The organism is Lactococcus sp. EKM203L, assembly GCF_011800585.1.
Taxonomy (GTDB): Bacteria; Bacillota; Bacilli; order Lactobacillales; family Streptococcaceae; genus Lactococcus; species Lactococcus lactis.
Genome location: NZ_JAALEQ010000002.1, coordinates 318,137 through 334,011 on the forward strand (window position 1 = coordinate 318,137; position 15,875 = coordinate 334,011).

The following is a 15,875-nucleotide window of genomic DNA, read 5'->3' on the forward strand; positions in this document are numbered from 1 at the left end:
CTTTAAATAAAAATCACTGACAGTTTTGTCAGTGATTTTTTTATTGTCAATTTTACTGACAGACTATTTTTTCGTAAGCCTTTACAAATAATTCATATTTTATCAAAAATACTATTGTAAAAACGATTAAAATGGGCTAAAATAAAGAAATCAACTTAGTGTATTTAGGGAAAAAATGAAAGATTTAACTAAAGGAAATATTTTAACAGGACTTATTGCATTTACTTTGCCCTTACTTATGGGTAACTTTTTTCAGGTCCTCTATAACACGGCAGATACTCTGATTGTCGGTCAAACCTTGGGAAAAGATGCTTTGGCTTCCGTTGGAGCGACAGGCTCTATCAACTTTTTAATTGTCGGCTTTGCTCAAGGAATGACTGCTGGTTTGACAATTTTAACGGCCCAACGTTTCGGGGCAAAAGATGAGTTAGCCATAAAAAAATCCTATGTCACGGGCCTCTACTTTACAATTGCGATTTCTATTTTGCTCAGCATATTGTCCCTTATTTTTGTGGGACCTTTGCTTCAAGTTATGCAGACCCCAAACCAAATTTTTGAAGGTGCCAAGACCTTTCTAAGCATTATGTTAGGCGGAATGATTGCCACTAATCTCTACGCTTATCTGTCTAATGCTCTAAGGGCTTTGGGCGATTCTAAAACGCCATTATATGCTTTGATTGCTGCCTCAATTTTAAATATTGCCTTTGAATATTTTGCTATTTTAGTCTTAAAATTAGGAATTGCTGGAGCAAGTGGAGCAACAATTTTAGCCCAAATGATTTCGGTATTATTTCTTTTTTGGCACATCAAACGAAAAGTTCCCGAATTTCAAATTTCAAAAAATTTATGGCGGCTAGATCGTGCCGAAATTGTCCACCATGCTAGACTTGGTATTCCAATGGGCTTTCAATCAAGTATTATTGCCATCGGCTCTATCACGCTCCAAGTCGCTTTGAATAAAATGGGAACAAATGCTGTCGCTACCCAAGCCATCGTTTCTAAAATTGACCAATTTGCGATGCTCCCGATGATTTCAATCGGGCTTGCCATGGCAACCTTTGGAGCACAAAATTATGGGGCTAAACAGTACAAACGAATTAATCAAGGCTTAACACGGGCTCTTACAATTGCTGTCGGTTGGTCAATTATCTTTGCCATTATCTTAAACCTTGCTCACTTCTATTTCACCACTGCTTTCATTTCAAGTAGCCAAACAGCCGTTATTGAGATGTCGAGTCACTATTATCTTGTGAACGGAAGTTTCTATTGGTTGTTAGCCATTTTATTCGTTACCCGCTCAACAATTCAAGGCTTAGGTAATGCCAAGATTCCAACATTGTGTGGCTTTGCAGAGCTTTTCATGCGGGCAGGAGTCGCTATCATTGGTGTTCTTTTACTCAATTATACGGTAATTATCTCAAGTAATCCTGCCGCTTGGCTGGGTTCAACCTCTATCTTAATTCCAACAACCATCCGAATGATTAAACGTTTTAGACAAAATCAGGATTTAGCATAAAACCGCCACTTAGGGCGGTTTTTCTTTTAAATTTACTGATAGATTTGATTTAAAATTTCTGTCAGTAAAATATCATCAAACTCATTGATAAGCTTTGGGTAAAATAAATTGACCCGCTTCCTCAAATTCTTTAGCAACTTTCAATAATTCAATTTCAGAATTTTTTGGTCCCCAAAGTTGAATTCCAAGTGGCAGATTCGTTTCTTCATTAACATAAACGGGCAGAGAAAGCGCAGGCTGACCCGTTAAATTACTGATGAAGTTATAAGGTGTAAAAGCTAATGAACGCTCAAAAGCGGATTCAATAATCTCTATTTGTTGTTCAAATTCATATTGGCTAATTTCTGACATTTCTTTTAATACTTCCGCTGTCATTAATTCCTGACCAATTTTAGGGGCTGTTTTAGCAGTTGTTGCCGTCAAAAATAAATCATAATCTTTATAAATTTTGTCAGTAAAATCTCTAGCCGCAAGATCCCACTGAGCTAAAGCGTTGATATAAGAAGACACCGGAGCTTTTCTTCCGGCTTCTAAAAGCGCATAAGTCAAAAGTTCAACATCTTGACTCGTCAATTTTCGTCCGGCAGCCCGTTCCCAAGGTTCTAACATGGCAACTGTTTCAGCCGCATTCATACGATAATAAGACTGAATCAAAGGACGAGCTTCTATGGGAAAATCAACTTCTGTCAATTCATGACCTTGACGCTCTAAAAACTCTACTGCCTTTAGGCATGCATTTATGGCGTCTTTTGATAATTCAATTCCAGAAATCGGGCTTTGGAGTGAATAAGCAATTTTCATTTTTCTTGATAAATTATTGCTGACAGCTTGGCCAGTACTTTTAGTGAGCGCTATAAGTTCTTTTTCGTCCAACAATTTTGCCTGATAAGGTGCTGCTTCTTGTAGGGTTTGCATTTCAAGCACAAAACGAGCCGTATCTCGCACAGATACAGTAAGAGCTCCAGAAATCGATGCTCCTTGCCATCCTCGGTAAGAATCAGGCCCTTGTGGCATCCGCCCTCTTGTCATTTTAAGTCCAATCAAGCCCGAAAATGAGGCTGGAATCCGAATCGACCCACCGCCATCTGAAGCTCCAGCAATTGCAAACATCCCAGAAGCCACGGCAGACGCCGCTCCGCCAGAAGAGCCTCCCGAATAATAAGCTTCATTCCAGACATTTCGTGTATCTCCGTAGAGTTTTGAATCAGAAATGTTTTTAAAGCCAAACTCTGGAGAATTCGTTTGTCCAAATGGCGTGAAACCAGCTTCTAAGAGTCCTTTAACATAGTTGTCATCCTCTGATGCCACATTCTCTGAAAAGAGGTGAGAGCTAGCCGTATCAGGCAATCCTTTATGAGTTTGTCCCAACATTTTCAAAGCAAAAGGAAGACCAGCAAAAAAACCTTGACTCGTTAAAGCTAAATCAGCTTTTGCCTTTTCTAAATCATAAGCAACAATCGCATTGTAACGCGGATTGAGCTTTTGAATCTTGTCATTTGTCATTTCTAATAACGCTTTGGCAGAAAGATTTCCTGATTTTAATTGCTCCGCCCAATAAGTTGCATCTTTAATTTCAAGCATGGTTCTCCTTTAAAAGCTGAGTTTTATATATTTGCTGACAAACTCATTCTGCCAACATTTTACCATACTTATCAATCATAATAAAAAATATCCGTTCCAAATTAGGACGGATATTTTTATTATTATAACTGGCAAAACAAAATAAAGTTTTCATATTACTGTCTTCCACTAACTTATGACCGAACGAAATGTAGGATAGCTGTTTCATACAGCTGATCCTTAGAAATTATCCAATTCTTGATACAAAAGTTTTTGCGCAACCGTTGGGTTAGCTTGTCCTTTAGTTGCTTTCATTAATTGACCAACCAAAGCTTTCGCCGCATTTTGCTTCCCACCACGATAATCTGCTACAGATTGTTCATTCTTAGCAAATACATCATGAATGATTGGCAAAAGCACTGCAGGGTCAGAAATTTGAACCAAACCAGCTTTCTTGACAAATTCTTCGGCAGAACCACCATTTTTTGCTAATTCAATAAAGACTTTTTTAGCAATTTTTGAAGAAATTGTTCCATCTGAAATCAAACGAATCATTTCTGTCAGATTTTCTGGAGTCAAGCCAATCTCATGAAGTTCTTTTTTCTCACTATTCAAATATTGAGCCACTTCACCTTGCAACCAGTTTGACACCAATTTAGGGTCAGTATCAAATTTAATCGCCTGATCAAAGAAATCAGAAACTTCTTTAGTTGCGGTCAATTGACGAGCATCATAATCAGACAAAGCTAAATCATTAATATAATGCGCACGTCTTGCTTTAGCCGTCATTGGAAGGCTCTCACGCATTTGCTCAATCCACTCGTCAGAAATTTCAAAACGAGGGACATCTGGCTCTGGGAAGTAACGGTAATCAGAAGCGCCTTCTTTAACACGCATCAAAATTGTTTCACCCGTTTTGTCATTAAAACGACGCGTTTCTTGACGAATTTCGCCACCAGCGCGCAAAATCTTAGCTTGCCTGTCGACTTCAAAGTCCAAAGCTTTTTTGACATTGCTAAATGAGTTCATGTTTTTAACTTCTGTCTTCACACCAAAAGCTTCTTGACCATAAGGACGGAGCGAAACATTGGCATCACAACGCATGGAACCTTCTTCCATCTTCACATCAGAAATTCCTGTGTAAAGAATGGCTTCTTTAAGTGCTGTCAGATAAGCATAAGCTTCCTCAGGAGTGCGCATGTCAGCTTCTGAGACAATCTCAATCAATGGTACTCCTTGACGATTCAAATCGACATAAGAATAACCATCCGTTCCGTGCGTATTTTTCCCAGCATCTTCTTCTAAATGAGCGCGCTCAATGCGAATCGTCGCTTTATGGCCATCTTCAAGTTCAATTTCAATGGAACCATTGTAACCAATTGGCTCATCAAATTGTGAAATTTGGTAAGCTTTGGGATTATCAGGATAGAAATAATTTTTGCGGTCAAAATGCATTGATTTGTGAATATCCATATTCAAAGCAAGAGCCGCTTTAATTCCGCTATCAATTACTCCTTTGTTCATGACTGGTAAAACACCAGGAAGTGACCAGTCAATCACATTTGTATTTGTATTAGGGTCTCCACCAAATTTTGTTGAGGCGGGACTGAAAATTTTTGAGTTTGTACTTAACTCAACGTGGACTTCAAGCCCAATTACTGTTTCAAAGTTCATTATTTTCTCCGATACTTTCTTTAAGAAAGTCAAATTATCCTAGTCAATATATTGTTTTCCGGTTTTTGACAATTTTTCAAGCAAACTAAGTTGTGACATGGTCGTTCTTTTTACTGACAAGTTTGTCAGCTCTGAGCGTTTTATAAATTTCGTTTCTGAAGTTTCACTATTTTCCAGAAAATCAATGGATAAAGCTTTACACTTAAAAACAAATTTATAATATTGCTTTCCTTGCGGTTGCCATTTGTCTGTATCGAAAATCGCTAATAAGCGCTCAATCTCTCCAGAAACTCCAGCTTCCTCTTTCAACTCCTTAAGTAGATTTTCACTTGGCGTAAATCCAATCTCTCCATATCCACCTGGTAAGGCCCAGTCTCCTTGCATTTTATCCCGAACAAAGAGTATCTCTTTTTCTTCATTTTGAATAAAAGCCCGCACATCAATCATCGGTGTCGGATAAGAATTATTTGGACGAAAGAGATCTGTCAGCTCCTCTTTAGTCAAAGTAGTTGAATGCTTTAAAAGTTGAGGTAAAATCGCTTTGATTTCATGATAACGTTCAATATCAAAGACATCTTTCCCGTAAAAAAGTCCTGCATCAGCAACTGCATTTAATCGCTTGATTAATTCGTCAAATTCCATTTTTTATTTTCCAAAAATAATCGGTTGTTTTTTGTGGAAATCAGTAGTTGCTTCAAAAGCAGCCGCTACTTGATAAATCGTTTCTTCATCGTAACGTTTACCAATCAATTGCATTCCCACAGGTAGTCCATCGGCAAAACCAGCAGGAATTGAAATTCCTGGAAGGCCAGCTAGATTGACTGGAATTGTCAATAAATCCGCCAAATACATTGAAAGTGGGTCATCAACACGTGCTCCCAAGTCCCAAGCTGGTGTCGGAGTTGTTGGGCCTAAGATTAAATCATATTTTTCAAAAACTTTTGCAAAATCATTGATGATTAAAGTACGAACTTGACCTGCTTTTTTGAAATGTTTATCATAAGAACCTGCTGAAAGACTGAAAGTTCCTAACATAATTCGACGTTGAACTTCTGGACCAAATCCTTCAGAACGTGATTTCACATACAAATCTTCAAGATTTTTGATGTCTTGTGCACGATAACCATAACGAATACCATCAAAACGTTGAAGATTTGAGCTGGCTTCAGAAGAGGCAATAATATAATAAACTGCAACACCATATTTACTGTGAGGAAGACTAACTTCTTCAACAATGGCACCCAATTTTTCCAAATGTTTAGCTGCTGCCAAAATTTGTTCTTTTACTTTTTCATCAATTCCTTCACCAAAATATTCTTTAGGCAAAGCAATTTTCATTCCTTTAATGTCTTGACCAATTTTACTTGTAAAGTCAGGAACTGCAACATTTGATGATGTGCTATCATTTTTATCAAAGCCAGAAATGACATTCAAAAGTTGAGCATTTTCTTCGACTGTTGGCGCCAATGGACCGATTTGGTCTAATGATGAAGCAAAAGCAATTAAACCAAAACGACTCACACGACCATAAGTTGGTTTCAAACCAACAATCCCATTGAATGCGGCAGGTTGGCGAATTGAGCCACCAGTATCTGAACCCAATGATAAACGAACTTGACCAGAAGCAACTGAAGCCGCAGAACCAGATGAAGAACCACCAGGTACTTTTGTTTGATCCCAAGCGTTTTTGGTTGGCTTAACTGAAGAATTTTCACCAGAACCACCCATCGCAAACTCATCCATATTGAGTTTACCAATTGTAATTAACCCAGATTCGCTCAATTTATTCGCAACCGTTGCATTATAAGGTGGAATCCAACCTCCAAGAATTTTTGAAGCAGCTGTTGTTTCAATTCCTTCTGTAACAATATTATCTTTGACAGCAATTGAGATTCCGTCAGTCACAACGTCTGGATTAATTCCACGAGCATCAATTGCGGCGGCATCTTGCAAAGCTTTTTCTTCTGTAATTTTCAAAAAAGCATCAATTTGTGGTTCACGTGCAGAAATATCAGAAAGCGTTGCTTTTGTCAGTTCAAGAGCAGAAATTTCTTTATTTACAAGTAGCTCATGAAGCTCTTTGATTGATTTGTTATTGTATGACATTAAGCATCTCCTCCGTCAGAAAGCATTGCTGGAACTTTGATAAAGCCGTCTTCCTTTTCAGGAACGGCTGCCATGAGTTTTTCACGGTCAAGTCCTTTTTCTGCCACATCTTCACGCATGAAGTTGAGATTATCTGCCACATTCATAGTAAATGGGACACCTTCACCATCAACTTCATCTAACATTTCAACCATATCAATGATTTTTCCAAAAGTATCGGTAAATGATTTTACTTCATTTTCCGAGAATTCAAGCTTTGACAAAAGCGCCACGTGCTTGACTTGTTCCTCTGTAATTTGACTCATATTTTCAATCTCCATTTTTTAGAGTTTATTCTTGTTAATTATAACAAAAAATCGGCATTTTAACAGTCTGTCAGTGATTTTAAACCATTTACCAGTCATTTTTTTACTGACAGAACTTTTTGTCAGTAAAAATAGAAAGCAAAATTACTGACAGAAAAATTTATCTCTGATACAATTTTAAAAATTGCTGACAGATAATTTCGTCAGTAATTATAAATCGATAATCAATAATCTTTATAAGACACAAACAACTCCCATCTGAGATAGGAGCTGTTTGTGAAACTAAATAGTACTCTAACCATGTATGTGGCTTCTGTCAGCAAGTTCAACCTTCTGACCTAACCTGATAGGATTTTGATTAAAAGACTTCGGCTTCGCTGGTAATTTTAACGTTCTAAACTAATAAAAATTTGTTTGAAACTCTTATAAAGCACGAAAAGCTCCCATCTGCGATAGGAGCTTTTTGTGAAGCCGAAGTCTAAGCGTTAAAGCGCTAAGACCCTGGCTTTTAGAAATTACGTCCTGCAAGTTTATCAAATAAACCAGTATTAAGAACTTTAAGATAAGTTCCTTTCATACCAAGTGAACGTGATTCAATTACACCAGCAGATTCGAGTTTACGCAATGCGTTAACGATGACTGAACGTGTAATTCCAATCTTGTCAGCAATGACAGAAGCGATAACATGCCCTTCTTCACCATCAAGCTCTTCAATGATTGCTTTAACAGCTTTCATTTCTGAATATGAAAGTGTGTTAACAGCCATAGTTGCCATGGTGTCTTTACGGATATTTTCTTCCATTTGTTCAAGTTTAAGATTTGAGAGTTGAACACCAATTACTGTTGTTGCAAGTTCAACTAAGACCAAATCATCATCAGTGAATTCGCCGTCTTCACGCCACATGATAAATGTTCCCAAACGCATTCCAGAACCATAAATAGGTGCTAAAGTTGTCACACCTTTTGGAAAATCGCCAAGGCTTTCTTCTGGGAAGATTGCTAATGGACGGTCAACAGGAACGTTTGCCATTGTATCGTAGATACGTACTGCCGCACGAACATATTCATCAGGCAATTTACGATCATAGAAAAATTGGTCAACACGGTCATTGTTTGTATTATAAGGCAATGAGTAACCAAGCAACTCGCCCTTCGTATTAATCACACATGCATTGCAATCAATGACGTTTGCCAAGCGTTCAGTCATACTGTTATATGGCAACTCTTGTTGCAAATCGGTCACTCCATCTTGCAAAATCGCGGTGATTTTACGTGTTTTTTCAAGTAATGTAGCCACTTTGTTCTCCTATTTTTTTATATTCTTGTTTTTATACAAAATTTTTCATAATCAGTATAACATAAAAAAGCATGAAAAACAATAAAAATTGTCAGAAAATTACTCTCAACAAAAAAAGATATACGAATTATTCATACATCTTTTTCTATTTATTATTTACGATATTGCCAAAGGAAACGTTCCATTTTTTCTTGTATTTCCGCTAATTCGTCCACACGAGGCAGATAAACAATTCGGAAATGGTCTGGCTCTTTCCAATTAAATCCTCGACCATGAACAAGCAGGATTTTTTCCTGCTTCAAAAAGTCCAAGACAAATTGTTCATCATTATCAATTTTATACATTTCTCTGTCAATTTTAGGGAAAATATAGAAAGCTGCTTGAGGTTTGACCGCAGATAATCCTGGAATACCATTGATGGCTTTATAAATGAATTCTCTTTGCTCATAAACTCGTCCACCCGGCAACAGCAATTTATCAACCGATTGAGTGCCACCAAGTGAAGTTTGTACGACTGATTGAGCTAAAACATTGGAACAAAGTCGCATTGAAGCCAGCATATTCAAACCTTCAATATAACCCTTGACATGTGATTTTTCACCTGACAAAACCATCCACCCCACACGGAACCCTGCAATGCGGTGTGATTTTGAGAGTCCATTCATTGTGACCACAAAAAGATCTGGTGCCAAGCTAGCAATCGGAACATGAACTGCTCCATCCATAACCAATCGGTCATAAATTTCGTCAGAGAAAATAATTAAATTATTTTCTCTAGCCACTTGAACAATTTCAAGCAATAAATCTTTAGAATACAGCGCACCCGTTGGATTATTAGGATTAATCAAAACAATGGCTTTTGTATTACTTGTGATTTTTGAGCGAATATCATCAATGTCAGGGAACCAACCAGCCTGTTCATCACAGAGGTAATGAACAGCTGTTCCTCCAGCTAAACTGACAGAAGCCGTCCAAAGTGGATAATCAGGCATAGGAATCAAAACCTCATCCCCTGTGTCCAAAAGTCCCTGCATGGCCATAACAATCAATTCAGAAACCCCATTACCTGTGAAAATATCATTGATATCAAGATTAGGAAAACCCTTGAGCTGACAGTATTGCATAATCGCTTTACGAGCCGAGAAAATCCCTTTAGAATCTGAATATCCTTCGCTATCCACAGCATGTTGAATCAAGTCACTAATGACTTCATCAGGAGCAAGAAAGCCAAATTCAGCTGGATTTCCTGTATTCAATCGAAGAATTTTTTCACCATTGGCTCGCATTCTTTGTGCTTCATCCAATACTGGACCACGAATATCATAGCTGACATTATCAAGTTTATGCGATTTTTCAAATTCTCTCATTATTGACCTCCGTAATATTATGAAGTTTTGATTTTCAAAACTTACAAACAGATTCTGGTAACACTAGTTTATTTCTTTTTATAGACTTGGAAATATTTTCCAGCATAGTTAGTCACTTTATAGTCTTTATCTAAAACTTTTTTCAAACTAGCCGGAGCTTTCTCACTGGCCTGTAAAACAACGAATTTATCTGATAATTTACCCACTTTCAAATCATAACTTTGGGTAAATTTAATTGGATAATTTGCTGGAACATTATCTAAAGTTGAAATTGTTTTGGTCAAATTGTTAATATTTTTACCATCAGCGACAACATAAACTCGGTCAGAACCTGTGGCATTTGCCTTAATATATTGTGCCACACTTTGCTCTTCTGAAGCAATTGTTCGGTTCATGAAATGATAACTAATTGGTGTAAAAACGACAAAAAGTATTGCCAAAATCGGAGCAAATAAACGATTTTGAAGATATTTCAACAAAATTTGATCGCTATCTGTCAACCCAAGACCTGCAAAAACTATTGTAAATGGCAGGACAGCCAAAAGATTAGAACTATCAAAAGTCTGAGCAAAAACAATCATCGTTGTCAATCCAACAATTCCAATAAGCATCATGACATACCAAACTCTGGCTGGTCCACCCTTTTTGAGTTGTACAATTCCTTGGACAAAACCTGCAACAATTCCAAAAATAAGAGTGAGAACTAAAGCTTTAGCAAGAGTCAATAATAAATCACCACTTGGACCAAAATGTGTAAATGGAATTAAAATAGATTGTTCAATAGAAGTATAGATTGTTTGTTCTTCAAGAGAATAATAAGCGACTGAGTAACCTACTAAAAGAACTCCCAAAATTGTTGCCAGCATTTGGTAAAAACCACGTCCAATTTTACGGCTACCCACATTATGAATAATGAGAGCGATAGCAGATAAAATAAAGAAAACTGACATGACAGGAGAAATGACTAAGGCAAAGGCAGCTGCCATTCCAAATCGAATAAATCCCCTATCTGTAGAACTATCTTGGAAATAAGAACTCAAAAATCGTGCCGCCCATAAGGCAAAAGGAAGAGCAAAGAGCGTTGGACTATCTCCTCCTCTTGCCAAACCTGCAATAATAACTAAGGTAAAAACCGATACAGTTAGTGATGCCGTTTGATTTTTCGTTTGTTGACCCACTAAGCGGTAAACTAAAATTCCACTGATTAGTAAAGCAATAATTTCAAAAAGCCATAAAAGCCAAGTCGTCCCACCAATATTCCCTAACCAATTAATGAGATAAAAAACCGTACCACCTGTCCCATAAAAATCATTAAAAGGAACTAAACCATGATGCATCGCAAATCCTGAATAAAGGTTTTGTGATTGGCTGGCTGTGGCTACTGGTTTCCACAAAGGAAATGCATAAAAAGTTAATGCTAAAAGCACTGACAGACCCGTAAGTAATCCATAGACCGCTAAGGGAATTCTGAGTGTTTTTTCATGTGTCAATTTTTGTCTTGAAGTTCGTTCGACGTTTTGACCTTCTGGTTCTTCTTCTAAATGCCTGATTGCTTGATTCGCTGCCGCTTCCACGACATCAGAATCTTTATTTGCCCAACGAGAGCTTCTCCGCTCACGACGTGACGAGCGGGATCTGTATTCATTTGACATGACGTCCTCCGATGTTTCCTTAGCGGAAATCTTTTTTATAAACAAAATGCTTGTTTCAAATACACAGTTGTAAAAAAATTATACCAAATTTTTGGAAAACACTCAATAAAGTTAAAAATGATTATAAAATTATAAGCAAAAAATTACTGACAAAAAGGTCAGTAATTTCTATAAGTTAATATTATTTATAAACTACTTAATTCCTAATTTTACCAAGAATCCAAAGGACCAAAGCGACAACAGCAATGAATAACCAAAAGTGTGGGTTAAACAAAAGTACAATCCCTGAAATAATCAAACGAACAATCAGTAAAATAAGTAAAATGGGCAAGATATAGCGTACAAATACTCTCAATGCCATCACTCCCAAAAGCACTAACAAAATTGAAAGCAAAGCCCCCATTACAATCAAACCTGATAAAAATCCTACAAACATTTTTTCTCCTTTTAGTAGTAACGACTACGACTGGCTCTCACAAGCCATACAATAATGCTAATTACGAGCAAAGTCCCCCAAAAATGCGGACTAAGTAAGAGCATTAAACCACCGAACAAAAATTTCAAAATCATTAATATAATCAAAGCAGGTAAAACAATTTTAAAGAATCCTTTTATAAAAAGTAACATAGCTAAAAATAGTATAAGTAGTAAAAACATTCTCTTTCCTCCGATAATTAACAAATTCTAATCACTCATGAATTTGTATTTATATATTAATTATAGCAAGAAAAAAAGCCCGAATTCTCAGTCTTTTGACTGATTTTTCAAGCATTTTTTTACTGACAGAGCTTTATTTTACTGACAGAACAGTCTGTCACTAACTATTTAGGGCTGACTGTGTTAACTGCGGTCCCGTCAGCATAATTAATTTTTGCATTTGGAGCGACATTGTCAAGAACAACGACAGTTGCTCCACCATTTCCTGACTTTTCACGACCACCACCGAGTTTGATAGACAAGGTTTGACCATTTTTATCAATTCCAACATAAGCCAAACGAATTTGTCGAGGCAAAAGTTCATTTCCTTCGTAGAGAGGGGTCACTTGGTAATCTAAATAATAATTGGGATGATTTGCAAGCCAACTGTCCAAACGATTTTCGTAATAAAGCATGCTGGCTGTATTTCCATCGTTCGTTCCAGTGAAATTTCCACCATTGAACCAAGCCGTTTCTGGCACTAAATTTCTTGCTTCATTATTTAGACCTGAAAATTGATAACCCACCAAATGGCCACGAGCCATTAGCCACATTTTACCAATCGAACCATCTGATTTTTTATAATAAAAATTATAATTATGCCAACCAACCGGATTATAGGTCAAGGGTTCACGTTTGACTTTAGGTTCTTGAGAATCTTTCAATTGAATATGTGAATCAACCGCACGACCTAAAGCATCAGTATTGGCCATGACCATTTGTCTTTGATTTTTAAAAGTTAAAGGAGCTTGTTTAACCGAACTTGCCAGTGATTTTGTGGAAACTTGACTACTATTATCAGTAGCCGAATTATTTCCTTGTCCCAAATGCAGACGTCCCGAACCAAAATATCCTACAGCCAGTGCAATAATGACTACAATGACGCTTGTTAGTGTTTTTATTTGTTTCTTATTCATAGCTTAATTATAGCAAAAAATTTCAAGGATTTTACAATTCTGAAAAACTTTTATAATCATTTTAAAGAAGCTTTTAAACCACACCACTTCCCTTAATATTGTATAATAAAAACAAAGCAGGAGAAGGAAATCTAATGTACGAATTTGAAAATCCAGAACAAGAGGTAATGTTTGATTATCTCAAAAATGCAAAAACCATCGCTGTCGTTGGGATTAGCGATAAAACAGACCGTTCATCTTTTTTAATTGCTCAAGGATTACAACAAAATGGCTACCATGTTATTCCAGTCAATCCAAGACTTGCTGGCCGTGAATTACTAGGTGAAAAAGTCTACCCTTCTATCAAAGAAGTTCCTTTTCACATTGATATCGTTGATATCTTTCGTCGAAGTGAGTTTTTGGCGGATGTTGCTCGTGACTTCATTGAAACTGACGCCGATATTTTCTGGGCGCAATTGGGCTTACAATCTCAAGAAGCTGAACAAATTCTTCGAGAAGCAGGAAGAAATAAAATTGTGATGAATCGCTGTATTAAAATTGAATATGCCTATTCAGGCTTAGGGAAAAAATGACTACAAAAGTTATTTTATAGACTATTACGTTTCCCCGGCAACATTTTATCGATTTTTTTTGATACAATAATAAAGTTGAATTACGCAAACACAAAACTCTCGTCTAAAAAGCGGGAGTTTTATCTGTTTTTTAGGCGGATGTTTACGCATTCATAAATTTTTCTCAAAGAAAGGAACTTTATGAAAGAAAAACTTTGGACAACAACTTTCGTTGTTAATATGTTACTTAATTTTATTTTTTATCTTGTTTTTTATCTCCCTACTGTTGTTATTGGTACAATGGCTATGGAACATTATCACGCTTCTGCTAGTATCGCTGGTATTTTATCTGGAATTTTTATTGTCGGCGGATTTATTGCTCGACTTTGGGCTGGAAATAATATGAAACGCCTTGGTGCAAAAAAACTTTTGTACATAGGAACACTTATTTATTTCTTGCTTACCTTTGCTTATTTCTTTGTGCATAGTGTCGTTCTACTATTAATTTTACGTCTTGTACATGGACTTGGATTCGGTATTGCTGCAACAGCTTCTGGAACTTTGGCTGGTGCCATTGTTCCTTCTTCAAGACGTGGTGAAGGAATTGGTTATTATGCGCTTTCTGTCACATTATCGTCAGCAGTTGGTCCCTTTTTATCAATGTTTCTTTACCGGACATCAGGTTTTTATTCATTAATTTGGCTTTCTGCCTTACTTTTATTTATTGCCTTAGTCGGAATTTTCTTCATACATGTTGAAAAAACTACTGACAGCTCTAATTCTATCGATAATAAAGTCCATAAAAAATTCGCTTGGTCAAATTACTTTGAAAAAGAAGCTTTACCAATTTCATTAATTGCCTTTCTCATAGGTATTTCATACTCAAGTATTCTGTCATTTATGGATGCTTACGCTCGTAATATTCACCTTTCAGAGGCTGCCTCATTTTTCTTCTTAGTTTATGCCATTACTGTCCTTCTTTCTCGTCCAATTACTGGTCGTGTCTTTGACGGCTTTGGTGATAACTTTGTAATGTATCCAACCTACCTCTTCTTTGCACTTGGCCTTTTACTGATTGGTTTTGCTCATTCTGGTTGGATGTTGCTCCTTGCTGCTATATTTATCGGTTTAGGCTACGGCTCATTTTCGCCTTTTGGACAAGCAATTGCCATCCGTAATTCAGAAGCTCATCGTTTAGGAATCACAACTTCTACTTTCTTTGGCTTTATGGATATGGGTGTCGGTTTTGGACCCTTTATTTTAGGAATGTTTATGCCTCTATTAGGCTATCGTAATCTCTATTTTGCATCAGCAATTCTTGCACTTCTAATTGCTATCATTTACCATTTCGTTCATGGACGTCATGCTAAACGTGAAAATTAAGCTACTGATTGTTCTGTCAGTAAATAAAAAAGCTGTCAAAGTTACTGACAGCTTTTTTATTATTTACCAATATTTTCGTAATAAGCAATTGAAGCCATGTTGAGGTAAGGAGTAGTCCAGAATCCTGCTAAACCACCTGAGATACCATAAAGAACATACCACCAGAAGAAACTCAATTTGAAAATGAAGTAATTTCCACGCAAACCTTTCATCATTGTTGCTGATTCGCTAAGAACGCCCATAACACCGCTGTAACGTCCTTCTTCTAACTGATCAAACAAAACATAAGTTGCTTGTGACCAACCAAGTCCCAAATAAATTGCAAATGCCCAACCAATCACTGGGATAAACATCAAGGCAACAAAAATCACCCCTTTGACAATACTTAAAAGAATAATTTTGCCAGCTGAACCATCATAGAAAGGCCCAAAAACATTTTTAAATTGTGGATTATTTCGTTCACCACGGAAAATTTTGATATAGTTAAAAATTGCCCCAACTGTTACAACTGAAACAAACAAGGCTACAACAATCATCAAAATAGCAATAAGCAAAGTCGCAAAGCTAATCACCATCCAAACACTACCTGGAATACTATCAAAATTAGAAGTATTGTAGTCCATGGACTGCTTTACACCATTTCCTCCACCTAAAATCCCCGCAATAATTGGAATAATAAAGAGTAACATTTTTGAACCAAAATTATCTTTTAAAGCTCCTTTGGCTTGATTTTTCAATTCCCATCTTGACATAAAATACCTCCCAATAATTTGTCTTACATTATATTTACTTAATTATACCAATAAATAGGCAAAATCTCTAAGACTTTCGCCCGATTTTCAAAAAATCAT

At 36.7% G+C, this 15,875-nt stretch carries 15 protein-coding genes; 3 read left to right on the forward strand and 12 right to left on the reverse strand.

All coding sequences use genetic code 11. The features are described 5' to 3' along the window. Positions 1-175: 175 nt before the first annotated feature. A complete protein-coding gene (locus HFD15_RS04825) occupies positions 176-1,516 on the forward strand; it encodes an MATE family efflux transporter (protein WP_021721771.1) in 1,341 nt (446 codons plus the stop codon). 81 nt (positions 1,517-1,597) lie between these two features. Here HFD15_RS04825 and HFD15_RS04830 read toward each other — a convergent pair whose 3' ends face one another. From HFD15_RS04830 to HFD15_RS04880, 11 genes are all read right to left on the reverse strand, one after another. Further along, complete coding sequence (locus HFD15_RS04830; RefSeq protein ID WP_021721770.1) at positions 1,598-3,097, reverse strand: amidase family protein; 1,500 nt, start codon at positions 3,095-3,097, stop codon at positions 1,598-1,600. Between the two features lie 219 nt (positions 3,098-3,316). Further along, on the reverse strand, positions 3,317-4,750 hold the full coding sequence (gatB, locus tag HFD15_RS04835; RefSeq protein WP_003129725.1) for an Asp-tRNA(Asn)/Glu-tRNA(Gln) amidotransferase subunit GatB: 1,434 nt from the start codon (positions 4,748-4,750) through the stop codon (positions 3,317-3,319). A gap of 39 nt (positions 4,751-4,789) precedes the next feature. Further along, on the reverse strand, positions 4,790-5,392 hold the full coding sequence (locus HFD15_RS04840; RefSeq protein WP_023163651.1) for an NUDIX hydrolase N-terminal domain-containing protein: 603 nt from the start codon (positions 5,390-5,392) through the stop codon (positions 4,790-4,792). A gap of 3 nt (positions 5,393-5,395) precedes the next feature. Continuing rightward, positions 5,396-6,856 carry an Asp-tRNA(Asn)/Glu-tRNA(Gln) amidotransferase subunit GatA gene (gene gatA / locus HFD15_RS04845; protein ID WP_015425676.1) on the reverse strand — a complete coding sequence of 487 codons (1,461 nt, stop codon included), beginning with the start codon at positions 6,854-6,856 and terminating at the stop codon, positions 5,396-5,398. Then, positions 6,856-7,161 carry an Asp-tRNA(Asn)/Glu-tRNA(Gln) amidotransferase subunit GatC gene (gatC, locus tag HFD15_RS04850; protein WP_010905163.1) on the reverse strand — a complete coding sequence of 102 codons (306 nt, stop codon included), beginning with the start codon at positions 7,159-7,161 and terminating at the stop codon, positions 6,856-6,858. The genes gatA and gatC overlap by 1 nt, the downstream gene beginning before the upstream one ends. A 508-nt stretch (positions 7,162-7,669) precedes the next feature. Next, complete coding sequence (gene codY, locus HFD15_RS04855) at positions 7,670-8,458, reverse strand: GTP-sensing pleiotropic transcriptional regulator CodY (RefSeq protein WP_003129722.1); 789 nt, start codon at positions 8,456-8,458, stop codon at positions 7,670-7,672. Positions 8,459-8,610: 152 nt separating this feature from the next. Then, positions 8,611-9,825, reverse strand: coding sequence for a pyridoxal phosphate-dependent aminotransferase (locus tag HFD15_RS04860; RefSeq protein WP_167593299.1), 1,215 nt, complete (start codon positions 9,823-9,825; stop codon positions 8,611-8,613). A gap of 68 nt (positions 9,826-9,893) precedes the next feature. Further along, positions 9,894-11,477: an APC family permease gene (locus tag HFD15_RS04865; RefSeq protein WP_058208230.1), complete on the reverse strand. Its 1,584-nt coding sequence runs from the start codon at positions 11,475-11,477 to the stop codon at positions 9,894-9,896. 196 nt (positions 11,478-11,673) lie between these two features. Continuing rightward, on the reverse strand, positions 11,674-11,913 hold the full coding sequence (locus HFD15_RS04870; protein ID WP_003129719.1) for a hypothetical protein: 240 nt from the start codon (positions 11,911-11,913) through the stop codon (positions 11,674-11,676). An 11-nt stretch (positions 11,914-11,924) separates the two neighbouring features. After that, positions 11,925-12,134 (reverse strand): hypothetical protein, encoded by a 210-nt coding sequence (locus HFD15_RS04875; protein ID WP_010905160.1) that lies wholly within the window; start codon positions 12,132-12,134, stop codon positions 11,925-11,927. Between the two features lie 164 nt (positions 12,135-12,298). Then, positions 12,299-13,090, reverse strand: coding sequence for a DNA/RNA non-specific endonuclease (locus HFD15_RS04880; protein WP_010905159.1), 792 nt, complete (start codon positions 13,088-13,090; stop codon positions 12,299-12,301). Positions 13,091-13,224: 134 nt separating this feature from the next. Here HFD15_RS04880 and HFD15_RS04885 point away from each other — a divergent pair, with 134 nt between their 5' ends. Both HFD15_RS04885 and HFD15_RS04890 read left to right on the forward strand, forming a co-directional pair. Further along, the gene (locus HFD15_RS04885; protein WP_031559091.1) at positions 13,225-13,662 is read left to right on the forward strand and encodes a CoA-binding protein; all 438 of its coding nucleotides are present in this window, start codon (positions 13,225-13,227) and stop codon (positions 13,660-13,662) included. Positions 13,663-13,842: 180 nt separating this feature from the next. After that, on the forward strand, positions 13,843-15,024 hold the full coding sequence (locus tag HFD15_RS04890; RefSeq protein WP_058208229.1) for an MFS transporter: 1,182 nt from the start codon (positions 13,843-13,845) through the stop codon (positions 15,022-15,024). Positions 15,025-15,083: 59 nt separating this feature from the next. Here the strand turns inward: HFD15_RS04890 and HFD15_RS04895 are convergent, their stop codons facing one another. Beyond that, positions 15,084-15,776: a DUF975 family protein gene (locus HFD15_RS04895; protein ID WP_003129712.1), complete on the reverse strand. Its 693-nt coding sequence runs from the start codon at positions 15,774-15,776 to the stop codon at positions 15,084-15,086. Between the last annotated feature and the right edge of the window lie 99 nt (positions 15,777-15,875).

Coding starts and splice junctions, on each gene's coding strand:
- HFD15_RS04825 (WP_021721771.1), top strand. CDS start 176: ATGAAAGATTTAACTAAAGGAAATATTTTAACAGGACTTATTGCATTT.
- HFD15_RS04865 (WP_058208230.1), bottom strand. CDS start 11,477: ATGTCAAATGAATACAGATCCCGCTCGTCACGTCGTGAGCGGAGAAGC.
- HFD15_RS04875 (WP_010905160.1), bottom strand. CDS start 12,134: ATGTTTTTACTACTTATACTATTTTTAGCTATGTTACTTTTTATAAAA.
- HFD15_RS04885 (WP_031559091.1), top strand. CDS start 13,225: ATGTACGAATTTGAAAATCCAGAACAAGAGGTAATGTTTGATTATCTC.
- HFD15_RS04895 (WP_003129712.1), bottom strand. CDS start 15,776: ATGTCAAGATGGGAATTGAAAAATCAAGCCAAAGGAGCTTTAAAAGAT.
- HFD15_RS04830 (WP_021721770.1), bottom strand. CDS start 3,097: ATGCTTGAAATTAAAGATGCAACTTATTGGGCGGAGCAATTAAAATCA.
- HFD15_RS04840 (WP_023163651.1), bottom strand. CDS start 5,392: ATGGAATTTGACGAATTAATCAAGCGATTAAATGCAGTTGCTGATGCA.
- HFD15_RS04890 (WP_058208229.1), top strand. CDS start 13,843: ATGAAAGAAAAACTTTGGACAACAACTTTCGTTGTTAATATGTTACTT.
- gatA (WP_015425676.1), bottom strand. CDS start 6,856: ATGTCATACAATAACAAATCAATCAAAGAGCTTCATGAGCTACTTGTA.
- HFD15_RS04870 (WP_003129719.1), bottom strand. CDS start 11,913: ATGTTTGTAGGATTTTTATCAGGTTTGATTGTAATGGGGGCTTTGCTT.
- HFD15_RS04880 (WP_010905159.1), bottom strand. CDS start 13,090: ATGAATAAGAAACAAATAAAAACACTAACAAGCGTCATTGTAGTCATT.
- gatC (WP_010905163.1), bottom strand. CDS start 7,161: ATGAGTCAAATTACAGAGGAACAAGTCAAGCACGTGGCGCTTTTGTCA.
- HFD15_RS04860 (WP_167593299.1), bottom strand. CDS start 9,825: ATGAGAGAATTTGAAAAATCGCATAAACTTGATAATGTCAGCTATGAT.
- gatB (WP_003129725.1), bottom strand. CDS start 4,750: ATGAACTTTGAAACAGTAATTGGGCTTGAAGTCCACGTTGAGTTAAGT.